Raw genomic sequence first — 16045 nt, forward strand, 5'->3', positions numbered from 1 at the left:
GTCAGAGCTGCGTCCGAAACCAGCTCGCCGCCCAGTCCTTGGTCTTCTCCCACATTCCGCGATTGCGCCATTGCTCCAGCGTCACTTCGTCCGACAGCGCCAGATCGGCGTCGAACACGTCGATCTGCGTCTGCGCGAAGGTCTCGTCATAGACGTTGAGGTTGGATTCGTCGTTCAGCCGGAAGGAGCGCTCGTCGAGATTGGTCGAACCGATGGTCGACCAGTGCCGGTCGATGATCAGGACTTTCGGGTGATACATGGTCGGCCGATATTCGAAGATGCGCACGCCGGCTTCGAGAAGTTCGCCCCAGAAATGGCGCGAGCCGTGGCGCACGATCGGAACGTCGGTCAGCGCGCTCGGGACGATGATGTCGACCTGAACGCCCCGCGCCCGCGCCTCGACGAGCTGCGCGATGGAAACGTCGTCGGGCACGAAATAGGCCATGGATATGCGGATATGCTCGCTCGCGCCGGCCATCGCCATCAGGAGCATCTGGTGCATGGATTTCGAGCCGCCATTGGGCGACGACTTCACATGCTGCGCCAGAAGCTCGCCGGCCGGTTCGAGTTCGGGGTAGAAGGCGTCGCCTTGCAGCACTTCGCCGGTCGCCTCCAGCCAGTTTTCGGCGAAGGCGCCCTGCATGTCGGCGACGACCGGGCCTTCGACGCGATAATGATTGTCGCGCCATTCGTCCGGGTTGCGCGCATCGCCCAGCCACTCGTCGCCGATGCCGACGCCCCCGGTGAAGCCGATCCGCCCGTCGACGATCAAGAGCTTGCGGTGGGTGCGGTAGTTGACGCGATCGAGCGTATACCAGCGCACCGGCCGGAAGCGCTCGAAGACGACGCCGGCACCAGTCATGATCGCGATGATGTCCTCGTCGAAGGGCAGGCTGCCGACCGCGTCGACCAGCACCCGCACCGGCACCCCCTCGCGCGCCTTGGCTGCGAGCGCGTTCGCGAAAGTCAGCGCGATCTCGCCCGACCAGTAGATGTAGGTCTCGAAATTGATGCTGACTTCCGCCGCCTCGATCGCCTCCAGCATCGGCGGAAATATCTCGTCGCCATTGACCAGTGTCGAGATTGCGTGGCCGCCTGCGATATCGCCGTCGAAGACCGCGTGCATGGTGCGCAGGAAGGCCGGATCGGACACCGCGACCACATGCGGCACCGGCCGCCTGATGTCCGTTTCGTCCGGCATCAGATTGACCGCGAGCAGGCTGAGCGCAGCGGTCGCGACGAGAAACGCGCCGATCTTGAGTGCAAACCGCCAGTCCATCGAACCCCCGCGCCATCCCTTCCCCCGCTTGTGCCATCAAGCGGCATCGGTTGACAGCGCGAAATGCGGCATGATCCACCGGAGGGATCGACTGGCGCCCTTTGGCGTTTGTCGAAACTGGCAAAAGGCAACGATGTACGCAACGCTTCAGGAATACTGGCCCTATATCCTCTTCACGCTCGGCCTCGCCATCGGCATTCCGGCGGCGATCCATGCGGCGATGACGAAGGACGACGTGCGCGCCGCGATCGGCTGGGTCGGCATCATCCTGCTGTCGCCGATCCTCGGCGCGGTCATCTACGCGGTGGCCGGCATCAACCGCATCCGGCGCGAGACGATCGGCAAGAGCAAGTCGAGCGACGAGGTGCAGGCCGCCGCCGGCGCCGAGCCGGGCATGGGTTTCGATGCAATCCATGCCGAGCCGCGCTTCCAGGCGATCAAGACGCTGGGCGACCGCGTCTCGCCCTTCTGGCTGACTGCCGGAAACGCTGTCGAGACGCTCGAGGGCGGCGACGAGACCTATCCGGCGATGATCGCGGAGATCGACGCCGCGACACGCTTCGTCGTGATGTCGAGCTACATCTTCGACAATGACGCGGCCGGCCGGCAGGTCGCCGACGCGCTGGCGCGCGCCCGCCGGCGCGGCGTCGAGGTGCGGGTGCTGATCGACGCGGTCGGCGCGCGCTATTCGCGGCCCTCCATCCGCCGGCAGCTTCGCGACGGCGGCGTGCCGAACCGGCTCTTCCTCGGCAACATCATCGGCTTTCGCCTGCCCTACGCGAATTTGCGCAACCACCGCAAGATCATGGTCGTCGACGGGCGCGTCGGCTTCACGGGCGGCATGAACATCCGCGAGGGCTTCGTCACATCGGCCGAAAATCGCGAGCCGCATCGCGACCTTCACTTCCGCGTCACCGGCCCCGTCGTCTCGCAGTTCTTCGCCGTCTTCGCCGACGACTGGTACTTCGTCGCGAAGGAACGGCTCGACGGCCAGGTCTGGCGCACGGCGACGCCAAAGCTCTCCGGCTCGTCCATCGCCCGCGTCATCTTCTCCGGCCCCGACACGCGGCTCGACGCCACCCATGCGATGGTGATGGGCGCGGCCGCCGTCGCGCGCCATCGGCTGATGATCGCCTCGCCCTATTTCCTGCCGGATCTCCAGATCGTCGGCGCGCTCGCCTCGGCGGCCCGGCGCGGCGTCGAGGTCGACATCGTCATTCCCGCCGCCAACAATCTGCGCCTCGTCGACTACGCGATGACGTCGCAGCTCGACCAGGTGATCGGGCCGGGCTGCCGGGTCTGGCGTTCGGACGGGCCGTTCGATCATTCCAAGCTTCTGACCGTCGACGGCACCTGGTCGCTGATCGGCTCCTCCAACATCGACACGCGCAGTCTCAGGCTGAACTTCGAGTTCGACATGGAAATCTTCGACCGCGATTTCGCCGCCGGCATCGAGGCGCATCTGAGGCGCCGCATCGAGGGCGGCCAGGAGGAAACGCTGGTGACGCTGACCGGCCGCCCCTTCCTGAAGCGCCTGCGCAACCGGATCGTCTGGCTGGCGTCGCCCTATTTGTAGGGTAAATTGAATGTGACGGGCTGCGTTCGCCAAAACGTCATACTTGCAACGGATTGCTGGGCATGACGTTAGCAGTCACGATGCTCGACAAAACCCCGGATGACGTGATGAAGGCTTTGCGCCGCATCGGCAGGATCAAGACGATCAGGAATTCGCGGCTCATCGCCAATCTGCGCGACGCCCAGTCCGTCTACGAGCGCCACGATGGCGCGGGCGACAGCGCCGATCTCGTCGTCGCCTCCTACAACATCCATAAATGCGTCGGCACCGACGGCCGGTTCGATCCGATGCGCACCGCCGCCGTCATCGACGAACTGGGCGCCGACATCGTCGCCATTCAGGAGGCCGATCGCCGCTTCGGCAAGCGCGACGGTCTGCTCGATCTTCTCCACATCGAGGAAAAGCTGGGCCTCACCCATGTTCCCGTCGCGGCCCACGCGACCGGCCATGGCTGGCACGGCAACGCGCTTCTCTACCGGGAGGGCGCGGTGCGCGACGTTCAGAAGCTGAAGCTGCCGGGCGCCGAGCCGCGCGGCGCGATTGTCGTCGACCTCGAGGTCAAGGGCGGCGTCCTGCGCGTCATCGCGGCGCATCTCGGCCTTCTGCGCCATTCGCGCAAGCGGCAGATCGAGACACTGATCGCCGAAGTCTCCGAATGCGGCACCAAGCCGACGCTGATCCTTGGCGATTTGAACGAATGGCGGCTAGGTCGACGCTCGTCACTGACCCGCCTGCCCGCCTCCTTCGGCCCGAGCGAGGCGCTGCCGAGCTTTCCCGCGCGTTATCCCGTGCTGGCGCTCGACCGCATTTTCGGAACGCCGGAAAGCCTCGTCGCCAGGCTCGAAGTGCATGATTCAGAGCTCGCCCGCGTCGCCTCCGACCACCGCCCGATCAAGGCGTTCATCGACATGAAGCCGGTGGCGCGGCAGGCCGGGCGCAATGCGGAAGATGAGGCCGCCTGAACCGGAACTCCCCTGCCCCGCCGGCGTTTGGGTGGAATAACAGGAGTTACTGAAATGGCAGCCACACGCACCCTCACCGACCGCGACGAAATCCGCGACTGGGCCGCGGCCCGCATGGGCTCGCCGGCCATCAGCGAGGCTTCGCCCTCCGTCGGTGGCGACGATCCGATCCTGTCGATCGTGTTCGATCAGGCTTCCTACCAGGACCAGGATCGCGGCGCGGACGCCTCGATCGCACTCGGCGGGCGCGAGATCGTCGAATGGGACGACTGGTTCAAGATCTTCGAGGAAAAGCAGCTCGCGCTGGTGGTTTCCGAGGAAGTGCCGGGACGCAAGGATTCGTTCCACGAGATCGTCGCGAGGTAGGTCAAGATGGCGCCGCGGTCGTTCTGGAAGGGCTATCTGAAGCTGTCGCTGGTGACATGCCCCATCTCCATGACGCCCGCGACGACCGCGCACAACAAGCTGCGCTTCCACACGATCAACGCGAAGACCGGCAACCGCGTCGAAAGCCGCTATGTCGATGCGGTGACCGGCAAGCCGCTCGGCGAGCATGACGAGATCAAGGGCTACGAGATCGGCGAGGACAAGCACGTCATGCTGGAGGACGACGAGCTCGACGCCGTCGCCCTCGAAAGTACCCGCACCATCGACATCGAGCAGTTCGTCCCGGCCGATTCCATCGGCTGGATCTGGCTCGACAAGCCGCATTATATCGCCCCCGACGACCAGGTCGGCGAGGAAGCCTTCGCGGTCATCCGCGACGCGATGCGCGCGACGAAGAAGGTCGGCATTTCCCGCGTCGTCCTCTACCGCCGCGAGCGCGCGGTGATGCTGGAGCCACGCGGCAAGGGCATCGTGCTCTGGACCCTGCGCTATGGCGACGAGGTGCGCGAGGAGACCGAATATTTCTCCGACATCGAGCGCGACAAGCCCGAAGCGAAGCTGATGAAGCTGGTAAAGTCGCTGATCGACGACCGCTCGACCAAATGGGACCCGAAACTGGTCGAGGACCCGGTGCAGGACAAGCTCCTGAAGATCATTGCGGCGAAGAAAAAAAAGAAGAAGCCGACGCTGGCGAAGGCCAAAAGCGAGCCTGAGTTGGAGACGCCCTCCAACGTCGTTTCCATCATGGACGCGCTGAAGAAGAGCATTGCCAGCGAAAAGGCGGGGAAGAAGCGGTAGGCGGCAGCGCTCCCCCTCTCCGGCCGAATATCGCCGGATGATTGCCGCCATCGACGATGGCATTTCCTCGCCCCTTCGGGGGAGAGGTCGCTCGGGCGATAGCCCGAGACGGGGAGGGGACCTCAACCTCTCCGCTTGCCCTTCCCCCCGATCACCGCCTCCGCCTTTCTGAAATCCGCCCACGGATCGACCTTCAGATTGTCGAGCCGCGCCATCGCGTTCGCCACCGTGTAATGATCCGCCCTGATCTGCGGCGACAGTTCGTCCCACGACAGCGGCATCGACACCGCAGCGCCCTCCCGCGCCCGCGTCGAATAGGGCGCGACGGCGGTCATGCCGCGGCCGTTGCGCAGATAGTCGATCAGGATCTTGCCCTTGCGCTTCGCCTTGGTGATCGTCGTGACATAGGAATCCGGCTGGTCCGCCGCCATTTCCTCCGCGATCGCCTTGGTGAACGCTTTCACCGTATCCCAGTCGGCCTTCGGCTTCACCGGGGCCACCACATGCAGCCCCTTGCCGCCGGACGTCTTGATGAACCCCGTCAGCCCATGCGCCTCCAGCCGTTCGCGCACCGCATGAGCCGCCTCGATCACGCGCTCCCATGCGACGCCGTCGCCGGGATCGAGGTCCATGATGATCATGTCCGGCTTCTCGATGTCGGCAAGCGGCGCGCCCCAGGGGTGGATTTCGAGCGTCGCGCCCTGGACCAGGCCGATCAGCCCGTCGAGATCGTCGATGGCGATGCCGGGCTCGGCCGAATCGTCGAGCTTTTCGTGGACGGTGAGGATTTCCTTGCTCTGCCCTTTCCACGCATGTTTCTGGAAGAAGCACTGGCCGGAAATGCCGGTCGGGCAACGAAGCAGGGCCAGCGGCCGGTTGACCACGAATGGCGCCATCAGCGGCCAGACCTGCGAATAATAGTCCGCCAGCCCCTCCTTGGTGACGCCGGCATCTTTCCAGTAGACCCGGTCGGGATGGGTGAGCTTCACCGCGCTCTTGGGCTTGTCCTTAGCCTTCTCTTCGGCGCCGCCCTCGCGAACGATCTCGGCCGCGGGCTTGTCCTCGCGGATGCCGCGGAACGACGCGTGTCGCACGTTTCCGTCCGCCGTCCACGCGCGGAACTCCACTTCCGCGACCATCTTCGGCTCGACGAACACCGCGCCGCGCCGCGCCTCGGCCGAAAGCTTTCCGTCGAAAGGTGAGTCCTTTTCCTCGATCGCCTTCAATCGCTTGAACACATCCTCGGCCACCGCACGCGAAAAGCCGGTGCCGACGCGACCCGCATGGATGAGCCTGCCGCCCTCATGATAGCCGATCAGCAGCGAGCCGACCGCCGTCTTCGAGGTCGAGGACGGCACATAGCCGCCGATGACGAACTCCTGCCGCTCGGCGCATTTCGACTTGATCCAGTCGCGCCCGCGCCCGGAGACATACTTGCCGTCGCGCACCTTGGAAATCACGCCTTCGAGGCTGAGCCGGCAGGCATGGCGCAGGATCATCTCGCCGTCTTCCTCGAAATGGCTCGAAAAGCGCAGCGCGTTCGGCGCGTCCGAGAGCAGCCTTTCCAGCACCGCCTTGCGCTCGATCAGCGGCGTTCCGCGCAAATCCTTCCCGTCGAGATAGAGAAGATCGAAGGCGTAGAAGACGAAGCGGTCGGACCGCCCTTCGCTCAGATCGGCCTGCAACGCGGAAAAATCCGAGGCACCGCCATTGCCCTCGACGACGAGTTCGCCGTCGATGATGGCGTCCTTCAGGGCGAGCTTGCGGAAAGCGTCGGGCACGGCCTCGCCGAACTTCTCCGTCCAGTCGAGCCCGCTGCGCGTGAACAGCGTCACCTTGCGGCTCTGCACATGCGCCTGGAGGCGGTAGCCGTCGAACTTGATCTCGTGCAGCCAGCGCGTGCCCGACGGCACATTCGGCTTCAGCGTGGCCAATTGCGGCTCGACGAAGCCCGGATAGCCGGACGTCTTCGCGCCCTTGATGCGCCTCAGTGGCGCCTTCTTCGTCTCGAGCTTGCCGGTCTTCGACGACCAGCCCGGCGTCTCGCCGGCCACGTCGGCGATCAGCCGTCCGGTCTTCACCGATTCCGGCCGTTCCTCGAGAATGTCCGGGTCGTCCTGCGAGCGTGCGAATTCGTCGTCGCTCTTGATCATCAGCCAGTTGTCGCGCTTCTCGCGCGGCTTTCGCGCCATGCGGACGAGATGCCAGACGCCCTTGAGCTTTTCGCCGGAAAGCTCGATTTCCAGATGCCCCTTCCTATAGCCCTTGGCGTAGTCGACGACCGGCTTCCACGTCCCGCGATCCCACACGATCACCGTGCCGCCGCCATATTCGCCCTTCGGGATGGTGCCCTCGAAATCGCCATAGTCGAGCGGGTGGTCTTCCGTCTGAACGGCGAGCCGCTTCTCGCCCGGAACGAGGCTCGGGCCGCGCGTGACGGCCCAACTCACCAGCACCCCGTCCACCTCGATGCGGAAATCATAGTGCAGCCGCGTCGCATCGTGCTTCTGGACGACGAAGCTGTTGCCCTTCGATTTGGTCTTGCGCACTGAGCCGGACGGCTCAGGCGTCTTCTTGAAGTCGCGCTTCTGCCTGTAGGTTTCGAGCGCCATCTCAGCTTGCCTTGCGTCGCGGTGCTTCCGTCTTCGGCTTGCGTTTCGCCGCTGCCTTCTGCGCGCCGGCGCTCTGGCGCAGCGCGTCCATCAGGTCGATCACCTTGCCCTTGGCCTCGCGCTTTGGCTTCCTGATTTCCTTGCCTTCCATCTTCGCCTTGACGAGATCGGCCAGCGCCGCATCGTAGCGATCGTCGAACCTGGCGGGATCGAACGTGCCGCTCTTGGTGGAGATGATGTGCCTGGCGAGGTCGAGCATCTCGCCCTTGATCTTCAGATCCGGGATCTTGTCGAACGCGTTGTCGGCGGCACGAACCTCGTAGTCGAAATTCAGCGTGTCGGCGACCAGCCCCCGCCCCTGCGCGTGGATGAGAACCGTGCGCACGCGCCGGAAGAGGACGGCGGTGGCGAGGGCCGCGACGCCCTTCGCCTTCATGCCTTCGCGGATCAGCCCGAACACCTCCTGCGAGGCGTCGTCCGCCGGCGCGAGATAGTAGGGCTTGTCGAAATAGACCGTGTCCACGTCGGCGCAGGAAATGAAGTGCTCGACCGTCAGCATCTTGTCGCTCTGCGGCGTCGCCGCCGCGATCTCCTCGGGTTCGAGCAGGATATAGGCGCCCTTCGACGTCTCGTAGCCCTTGACCTGATCGTCATGCTCGACCGGCTTGCCGGTCTCGGCATCGACATATTCACGCTTCACGCGATTGCCGGTCTTCTTGTTGAGGACGTGGAAGGAAACGCGCTCCGACGTCGTCGCGGCCGAATAGAGCGCGATGCCGCAGGCGAGTTCGCCGATCTTCAGGTGACCTTTCCAGATTGCACGTGGCGCCAAGGGCTGAACTCCGAACGCAATGCCGCAATCACCAGAACTCGCAAGCGTCGTGCCTGTTCCGCCCAAGCGATTGCGCCAGCACTTGCCCGGCGCCGAAAGCCCGGCCTACGATGGCGAAAGGCATCAAAGGGGCTTGATCTTGGCACAATCCGCCGAACTCATCGTCACGAACGCGCGCATTCTCACCATGGACGAGGCCGCCCCGCGCGCCGAGGCGATCGCCATCGCGGAAGGCCGCATCATCGGCGTCGGAAGCAATCGCGAGATCGAGGCGCTGGCCGGGCCGTCGACGCGCCGCATAGACGGCAAGGACCGCTCACTCCTGCCCGGCTTCGTCGAAAGCCACATGCACCTTTTCTCCGGCGCAGCCGAACTCGACGACCTGCATCTGGCCGGCGTCAAGGGTTTCGAGGCGCTGAAGGCGGCCGTCACTAACTACGCGGCGCAAAACCCCGACGCCCCTTTCCTGATGGCGCAGCTTGCCGACTATGCGATTTTGTCGCCGCAGGAACGCGTCACCCGCCACCATCTCGACGCGATCCTTCCCGACCGCCCCTTCGCCATGTCGGCCGCCGACCACCACACGGTCTGGGCCAACACGGCGGCGCTTCAAGCCGCCGGTCTGCTGCATGGTCGGACGCTCGGCCCCGGCAACGAGATCGTCATGGGCGAGGACGGACTTGCCAATGGAGAATTGCGCGAATCCGAGGCGTTCGGCCCCGTCGTCGCGCTGACCGGCAAGGAGCGCGCGGGTCTGGGGCTGCGCACCGGCGGCGAGCCCGATCCCGCGCCGACTGCCGATGAGCGCGCCGCCGACCGGGCGATCATGAAGAAGGGCCTCGATTTCGCCGCCCGCCACGGCATCACCTCGATCCACAACATGGACGGCAATCTCTACACGCTCGAACTTCTTTCCGAGATCGAGGCCGAAGGCGCGCTCGACGTTCGCGTCAAGGTGCCGTTCCACTTCAAGAACTTCATGGAGCCCGAAGCGCTCGAAAAAGCCTCGCACATGGCGGCGACCTACAAGTCGGATTGGCTGTCGTCGGGCTTCGTCAAATTGTTCTATGACGGCGTCCTCGACGGATGGACCGCGGTCATGATCGAACCCTATGCCGGCAAACCGGGCTGGCATGGCGAGCCGCTCTTCTCGCCCGAACGGTTCAAGGAACTGGCGATCGAGATCGACCGGCGCGGGCTCCAGATCGCCGTCCACGCAATCGGCGACGGCGCCGTGCGCGCGGTGCTCGACGGTTACGAGGCGGCGCGAAAGGCCAATGGCGCGCGCGACAGCCGCCACCGCATCGAGCATATCGAGGTGACGACGCCGGCCGATATTCCGCGCTTCGCCGAACTCGGCGTCGTCGCGTCGATGCAGCCACCCCACCCGCCCGGCGCGATGGATTTCCCGCTGGAGCCGACGATTTCCGTCATCGGCCGCGACCGCTGGCCCTACGCTTACGCCTGGCGGACACTGAAGGATGCGGGGGCGCAAATCTGCTTCGCCTCGGACTGGCCGGTTTCGGACATTTCGGTCCTGCGCGGCATCAAGGCCGCCGTCACGCGCGAGAAATGGGCCGACGACATGCCCGACCAGTCCTTCACGCTGCACGAGGCGATCGAAGCCTACACCGCCAAGGGCGCCTATGCCGGCTTCGCCGACGACCGGCTCGGCCGGCTGAAACCGGGCTATCTTGCCGATTTCGTCCTTCTCGACGGCGACATCGAGGCCCTGGCGCCAGAGGCCATCGACACGCTCGCCGTTGCGATGACCGTCTGCGGCGGAAAGGTCTCCTACGACGCATCGACCACCTCCGGTTGAACGGGCAAAAATTCCCCAACTTCCTCATTTTTGGGGTGAATTCGAGTTCGAAACGGTTAGGCTAGAGCCATTCAACCGATACGGAGACGCGCTTGCCACCCTCAACGACCCGTTCGGACATCGAAGTCGAGAAGCTGAGCAAGATATTCGGTAGCGGCGACGATGCGGTTCGGGCGCTCGACGATGTCAGCCTGACCATACCGGAAAACGAGTTCTTCACGCTTCTGGGTCCATCGGGCTGCGGCAAGACCACGCTCCTGCGCATGATCGCCGGCTTCGAGCAGCCGACATCCGGCCGCATCAGGCTCGGCGGCTCGGACATCGCCGATCTGCCGCCCAACAAGCGGCCCGTCAACACCGTCTTCCAGTCCTACGCGCTCTTCCCGCACATGACGGTGGCGCAGAATATCGGCTTCGCGCTCAAGATGCTGGGCAAGCCGAAAGCCGAAATCGAGGCGACGGTTTCGGAAATGCTGAAACTGGTGAAGATGGAGCCGATGGCGAACCGCAGGCCGGCGCAGATTTCCGGCGGCCAGCAGCAGCGCGTGGCGCTGGCCCGCGCGCTTGCGCCGCGCCCACGCGTGCTTCTTCTCGACGAACCGCTTTCCGCGCTCGACCTGAAACTGCGCAAGGAAATGCAGGTCGAACTGAAGCGCCTTCAGGCCGAAACCGGCATCACCTTCATCTTCGTCACGCACGACCAGGAAGAGGCTTTGACCATGTCGGACCGCATTGCGGTCATGAGCGCGGGAAAGGTGCTCCAGGTCGGCCCGCCGCGCGAAATCTACAATCACCCGGCCGAGCGCTTCGTCGCCGACTTCATCGGCGACACCAACTTCATCGCGGGCAAGGTCGAGCGCGCGAACGGCCAGTCCGCAACGGTGCGGCTGTCGTCGGGCCAGGCGCTGGACGCCGGCCTGCCGAAAGGTCTGTCGCCGAGCGAAGGCGATCAGGTCACGCTGGTCGTGCGTCCCGAACACGCCAAGCTCGCCGCCGACGGCCCGCTCAAGGGCACGGTCGAGAACGCCGTCTATTTCGGCACCGACACGCATTTCCATGTCCGCCTCGACACGGGCGATCTCTTCATCCTGCGCAGCCAGAACGCGGCCATGCCCGCCGGCCTGCCCGACACCGGCGACGCCGTCTCGATCGCGATTCCCGAAGGCGCCGTCCAGGTGGTGCGCGGATGAGCGCGGTCGAACTGGCGCCGCACGGCGCGGACACGGCCAAGCCGAAGGCAGGGCGCGGCGACATCGCCTGGCGTTGGTGGCTCGTCGCGCCGGCGCTCGTCGTGCTGTTGCTCGCCGCCTCCGGGCCGCTTTTGATCGTGCTGGTCTATTCCTTCCTGGAGCCCGGCAATTTCGGCGGCGTGATCTGGAATTTTTCCACCGAAGGCTGGTTCCAGGTCTTCTTCACGCGCGACATTTTCGACGAGACGGTGGCGCCCGCCACCGCCCATCTCGACATCTTCTGGCGCTCGATCAAGCTGGCGCTCTATACGACCTTCTTCGCAGCCATCCTCGGCTTTCCGACGGCCTGGTTCATCGCCACGCGGGCGCCCGACGTGCGGCCGATCTGGCTCTTCCTCGTCACCATTCCGTTCTGGACCAATCTCGTCATCCGCACCTTCGCCATCCAGGAAGTCATCCGCAACGAGGGGCTGGTGAACAACGTGCTGCGCGGCCTGGGAATCATCTCCGCGCCGATCCAGATGCTCTACACCGATTTCGCCATCATGCTCGGCATGGCCTACGTCTTTCTGCCGCTGATGGTGCTGCCGCTCTATGCGAGCATGGAAAAGCTGGATTTCAAGCTGCTCGAGGCCGGCTACGATCTCTACGCCAGCCGCCTGCGCGTTCTCTGGCACATCGTCCTGCCACTGGTGAAGCCGGGCTTCATCGCCGGCTCCATCCTCGTTTTCATCCCCGCTATCGGCGCCTATGTGACGCCGCGCATCCTCGGCGGCGGGCGCAACCTGATGCTGGGCAATTTGATCGAGCTTCAGTTCGGCCAGGGCCGCAACTGGCCGCTCGGCTCGGCGCTCGCGCTGACGCTGCTCGTCATCGTCGTCTTTGCGCTGCTCTTCTACATCCGCTCGACTTCGCAGCCCGAGGGTCAGCGGCATGGGTAAGCGCAACTTCTCCATCGCCAGCCTGCCCGGCTTCGCGACGGTCGCGATGATCACCTTCGTCTTCCTTTATCTGCCGATCGTCACCCTCGTCGTCTATTCCTTCAACGAAGCCGCCTCGATGGCGCGCTGGGAGGGGTTTTCGCTGCGCTGGTACGAGGCGGCGCTGAACAACCGGCAGGTGCAGGACGTCTCCATCCGCTCGCTCGTCATCGCCGCGTGGGCGGCGACGCTGGCGACGATCCTCGCCACGATGGCCGCGCTCGCCACCACGCGAAACGAGCGCCGCTTTCCCGGCCAGACCATGGTCTATGCGCTGATCAACCAGCCGCTGATGGTGCCCGAAATCGTGACCGGCGTGGCGCTCCTGATCTTCTTCGCCATGATCAAGGTATCGACCGGCTATCAGGGCCTCGGCTATCTCGTCGCCGCGCACACGGCCTTTTGCATTCCCTTCGCCTATCTGCCGATCCGCGCGCGGCTGGAGACGATGGACCTGACGCTGGAGCGCGCCGCCGCAGACCTTTACGCCACGCCGTTCCAGTCATTTCGCCATGTGACGCTGCCGCTGCTCGTGCCGGGGATCATCGCCGGCTTCATGCTCGCCTTTGTCACCTCGCTCGACACCGTCGTCATCACCGAATTCATCAAATCAGCCGGACAGGATACGCTGCCGACCTACATGCTGGGTCAGATGCGCCGCGTCATCACGCCGGAGATGAACGCCATCTCCACGCTCTTCCTTCTCCTGTCCCTGATCGCCGTGACCGTCTTCTTCCTTTTGTCACGCAAGAAAGCCTGAAAACCGGAACCGAATGGGAGTGCCGAAGATGAGAACCACAGGACTGATATTGGCGGCAGGCGCGCTTGCCGCCTCGACCGCGCTCAGCGCCGCGCAGGATGGCGGCCAGCTCAACATCTACAATTGGGGCAACTATACGAGCCCCGAAATGATCGAGAAGTTCGAGGCCGAAACCGGCATCAACGTCACCGTTACCGATTTCGATTCCAACGACACCGCGCTGACCCGCATCCGCGCCGGCGGCCATGGCTTCGACATCGTCGTGCCGTCGAACAATTACGTCCCGATCTGGGTCGAGGCCGGGCTCCTGATGGAACTCGACCCGGAGGAAATTCCGAATATGGCGAACATCGCCGAGCGTTGGCGCGATGTCGAATGGGACCCGAACCGCACGCACACGATTCCGTGGCAGTGGGGCACGACCGGCGTCATCGTCAACACCTCCGTCTATGACGGCGACATCAACACCTCCGCCATCTTCCTCGACCCGCCGGACGAATTGAAGGGCAAGATCAACGTCATTCCCGAAATGACCGACGTGATGAACCTTGCCGTGCGCTATGTCGGCGGCGAACAGTGCTCGACCGACCGCGACGTCCTGCGCCAGGCGCGCGACAAGCTGATGGAGGCCAAGCAACACTGGATCGCGCTCGATTACGGCACGGTCGACGCCTATGCGGCCGGCGACATCGCCGCCGGCGTCTACTGGAACGGCGCCTCGATGCGCGCCCGACTCCAGAACGACGACCTTGCCTATGGCTATCCGAAGGAAGGCTATCCGGTCTGGATGGATTCGGCAGCGATCCTCGCCGATGCGCAGAACCCGGAAAACGCCAAGACATTCCTGAACTTCGTGCTCGAGCCCGAGAACGCCGCCATGATCTCCGAATTCGCGCGCTATGCGAACGGCGTCGAGGGCTCGGAAGAGTTCATGCCCGAGGACATGACCACGGCGCCCGAGATCGTCGTTCCTGCCGAACACGAGCCGGCCGGATATTTCTCCGTCACCTGCCCGGCCGAAACGCAGCAGATCTACACCCAGATCTGGACCGAACTTTTGCGCTAAGCCGTTCTTGCGTCTTGTCTTTTGAAAGCGCCGGCTTCCGAGCCGGCGCTTTTTCATGTGTTGCATGAAAGACTCACCCGTCCTCGCGGTCCGTGAACGCGCGAAACTTGTCGTGGCGAATCTTGACGCGAATCAAGCCTTTACGTAACTCTGTTGACAGGGACGAGTGGTGCTTTGCGATCGTTCAGCGCACCTGGCTTGGGTGACGGATCGCGCAAGGTCCCGCGGGGGCGACTTCGCTTTGTCGAGAGTTCAATGCGTTTTGCGACTGCCATGGCGACATGGCGGCGAGGGCTGGGTGCGTCCATGCGCTGGCCCGCCTGATATCGAATGGGACGACGACAGACCGCGATGACCGAAGCTTTCTCGACCTTTCGCACCGACCGCATCGCAGCTTCCGGCCTGCGTGAACTGGGCGTCCTGATGCGCGGCTTTGCGCGCCGCATCGGCGCCGATGCCTATCTGCTCTTCGAACACCGCCCGCAGACCGGCAGCGTCGGACTGATCGCCTGCGACTGGCCGTTCGACATGATCGCGGAAATCGGCTCGGACGGCCTCAATCGGCTCGCCGGGGCAGGAATCGCCTGCGCGCCAGGCGAGACCGCAAAGGCCATCGCGCTCGACGCACCCGCAATTCCCGAAGACGTTTCGCTTGCCGCGCGCGACAGCGGCTATTCGAGCCTCATCTGCCAGAGCCTTCCCGTCGGCGAGGCGCTTTTCATAGCCGTCTACTGCGCGGGCGACGACGGCGCATTGTGCGTCGAGGAAGCCGAACTTGCGCAGATGCGTTCCATCTACGCCATCTCGCAGCGGCTGAAGGCGAAGGCCGAGACCGCCTCGCCGCTCTCCGTGCGCGAAAAGGAGTGCCTGAGCTGGGTCGCCGAAGGCAAGACCACCGAGGAGGTCGCGATGATCCTCGGCGTCTCGGCCAACACCATCAATGCCTATATCGCCAAGGCGATCCAGAAGGTCGCGGCCACCAACCGCGCCATGGCGATCGCCACCGCGATCCGCTCCGGCATGATCTGATGCTCCAGGACGGCCCCGATCCGCATATCGCCGCAGACGGGATGGAACGCGAAGTCTCGCGCGCCTTCCTCGCCGTCGTCGAACGGGGTCGGGAACTTGCCGTGATGGTGGAGGCGAAGCGCTTCGCCATCGCCTTCGCCGCCTATCGTGACAGCCGCCTTTCGCTCCTGCCTTTCCTCGATTCGAGCTATCCCGGCCTCTCCGCCCTTTCGCGGGCGCTGACGGCGCCCGGCGAGAGCGCGGACCTTCAGCAGGCCGTGTCCCGCGCCCAGCCGACCATCTTTTCCGCCTCGCTCGAGCGTCCCGCCCTTCATGGCCAGGCTTGCGCGCCCGCACTTCCGGGCAATGAGACGAGCGTCGTCCTTCCCGTCCATGCGCCATGCGGGCGGCGCGGGCTCGTCGCACTCAGCGGCCCGGACATGAATGTCGGGGAGGAGCGCCTGATGCGCGCGCATCTGCGTGCCTTTTCGCTCTTCCGCGCCGCGTGCGACCTGCGCGCGCCCGAACCGCGCCTGCGCCACGGCCTGTCGAAACGCGACATCGAATGCCTGCGGCTGACCGCCGACGGACTGACCAGCGAGCAGATCGCCGACCGCCTCGGCCTGTCGGTGCATACGGCCAATCAGTATGTCGCCGCGGCCGCCGAAAAACTCGACGCGGTCAATCGGATGCACGCCGTCGCCAAGGCGCTGCGCGCCGGCATCATTTCCTAGGGTGTGTTGAAATTCGGGCCTGTGCGAGTCGAAAATGAC

At 64.7% G+C, this 16045-nt stretch carries 14 protein-coding genes; 11 read left to right on the forward strand and 3 right to left on the reverse strand.

The features are described from left to right. Position 1: 1 nt before the first annotated feature. On the reverse strand, positions 2–1279 hold the full coding sequence (locus PZ895_RS17870; protein ID WP_275840339.1) for a phospholipase D-like domain-containing protein: 1278 nt from the start codon (positions 1277–1279) through the stop codon (positions 2–4). 133 nt (positions 1280–1412) lie between these two features. Here PZ895_RS17870 and PZ895_RS17875 point away from each other — a divergent pair, with 133 nt between their 5' ends. The 4 genes from PZ895_RS17875 to PZ895_RS17890 all read left to right on the forward strand — a co-directional run bounded on the left by PZ895_RS17875 (position 1413) and on the right by PZ895_RS17890 (position 5002). Continuing rightward, positions 1413–2855, forward strand: a complete 1443-nt coding sequence (locus tag PZ895_RS17875; RefSeq protein ID WP_275840340.1) for a phospholipase D-like domain-containing protein — start codon at positions 1413–1415, stop codon at positions 2853–2855. A 62-nt stretch (positions 2856–2917) separates the two neighbouring features. Beyond that, on the forward strand, positions 2918–3817 hold the full coding sequence (locus tag PZ895_RS17880) for an endonuclease/exonuclease/phosphatase family protein (RefSeq protein WP_275840341.1): 900 nt from the start codon (positions 2918–2920) through the stop codon (positions 3815–3817). 54 nt (positions 3818–3871) lie between these two features. Next, positions 3872–4183: a hypothetical protein gene (locus PZ895_RS17885; protein WP_275840342.1), complete on the forward strand. Its 312-nt coding sequence runs from the start codon at positions 3872–3874 to the stop codon at positions 4181–4183. A gap of 6 nt (positions 4184–4189) precedes the next feature. Continuing rightward, positions 4190–5002: a Ku protein gene (locus tag PZ895_RS17890; protein WP_275840343.1), complete on the forward strand. Its 813-nt coding sequence runs from the start codon at positions 4190–4192 to the stop codon at positions 5000–5002. Between the two features lie 122 nt (positions 5003–5124). On the opposite strand, the gene ligD is transcribed toward PZ895_RS17890, so the two are convergent. Continuing rightward, positions 5125–7614 carry a DNA ligase D gene (ligD, locus tag PZ895_RS17895; protein ID WP_275840344.1) on the reverse strand — a complete coding sequence of 830 codons (2490 nt, stop codon included), beginning with the start codon at positions 7612–7614 and terminating at the stop codon, positions 5125–5127. Between the two features lies 1 nt (position 7615). Continuing rightward, the gene (locus PZ895_RS17900) at positions 7616–8446 is read right to left on the reverse strand and encodes a Ku protein (RefSeq protein WP_275840345.1); all 831 of its coding nucleotides are present in this window, start codon (positions 8444–8446) and stop codon (positions 7616–7618) included. A gap of 187 nt (positions 8447–8633) precedes the next feature. On the opposite strand from PZ895_RS17900, the gene PZ895_RS17905 reads away from it, so the two are divergent. The 7 genes from PZ895_RS17905 to PZ895_RS17935 all read left to right on the forward strand — a co-directional run bounded on the left by PZ895_RS17905 (position 8634) and on the right by PZ895_RS17935 (position 16006). After that, positions 8634–10268 carry an amidohydrolase gene (locus PZ895_RS17905; protein ID WP_275840593.1) on the forward strand — a complete coding sequence of 545 codons (1635 nt, stop codon included), beginning with the start codon at positions 8634–8636 and terminating at the stop codon, positions 10266–10268. A 92-nt stretch (positions 10269–10360) separates the two neighbouring features. Next, positions 10361–11458, forward strand: coding sequence for an ABC transporter ATP-binding protein (locus PZ895_RS17910; protein WP_275840346.1), 1098 nt, complete (start codon positions 10361–10363; stop codon positions 11456–11458). Beyond that, a complete protein-coding gene (locus PZ895_RS17915; protein WP_275840347.1) occupies positions 11455–12399 on the forward strand; it encodes an ABC transporter permease in 945 nt (314 codons plus the stop codon). Before PZ895_RS17910 ends, PZ895_RS17915 begins: the two co-directional genes overlap by 4 nt. Next, complete coding sequence (locus PZ895_RS17920) at positions 12392–13198, forward strand: ABC transporter permease (protein ID WP_275840348.1); 807 nt, start codon at positions 12392–12394, stop codon at positions 13196–13198. Before PZ895_RS17915 ends, PZ895_RS17920 begins: the two co-directional genes overlap by 8 nt. A gap of 28 nt (positions 13199–13226) precedes the next feature. Beyond that, positions 13227–14264 (forward strand): extracellular solute-binding protein, encoded by a 1038-nt coding sequence (locus PZ895_RS17925; RefSeq protein ID WP_275840349.1) that lies wholly within the window; start codon positions 13227–13229, stop codon positions 14262–14264. A gap of 351 nt (positions 14265–14615) precedes the next feature. Then, a complete protein-coding gene (locus PZ895_RS17930) occupies positions 14616–15293 on the forward strand; it encodes a LuxR C-terminal-related transcriptional regulator (protein ID WP_275840350.1) in 678 nt (225 codons plus the stop codon). Then, positions 15293–16006: a helix-turn-helix transcriptional regulator gene (locus PZ895_RS17935; protein ID WP_275840351.1), complete on the forward strand. Its 714-nt coding sequence runs from the start codon at positions 15293–15295 to the stop codon at positions 16004–16006. Before PZ895_RS17930 ends, PZ895_RS17935 begins: the two co-directional genes overlap by 1 nt. Positions 16007–16045: the final 39 nt, after the last annotated feature.

Source organism: Mesorhizobium sp. YIM 152430, from assembly GCF_029210365.1.
Classification (GTDB): Bacteria; Pseudomonadota; Alphaproteobacteria; order Rhizobiales; family Rhizobiaceae; genus Aliihoeflea.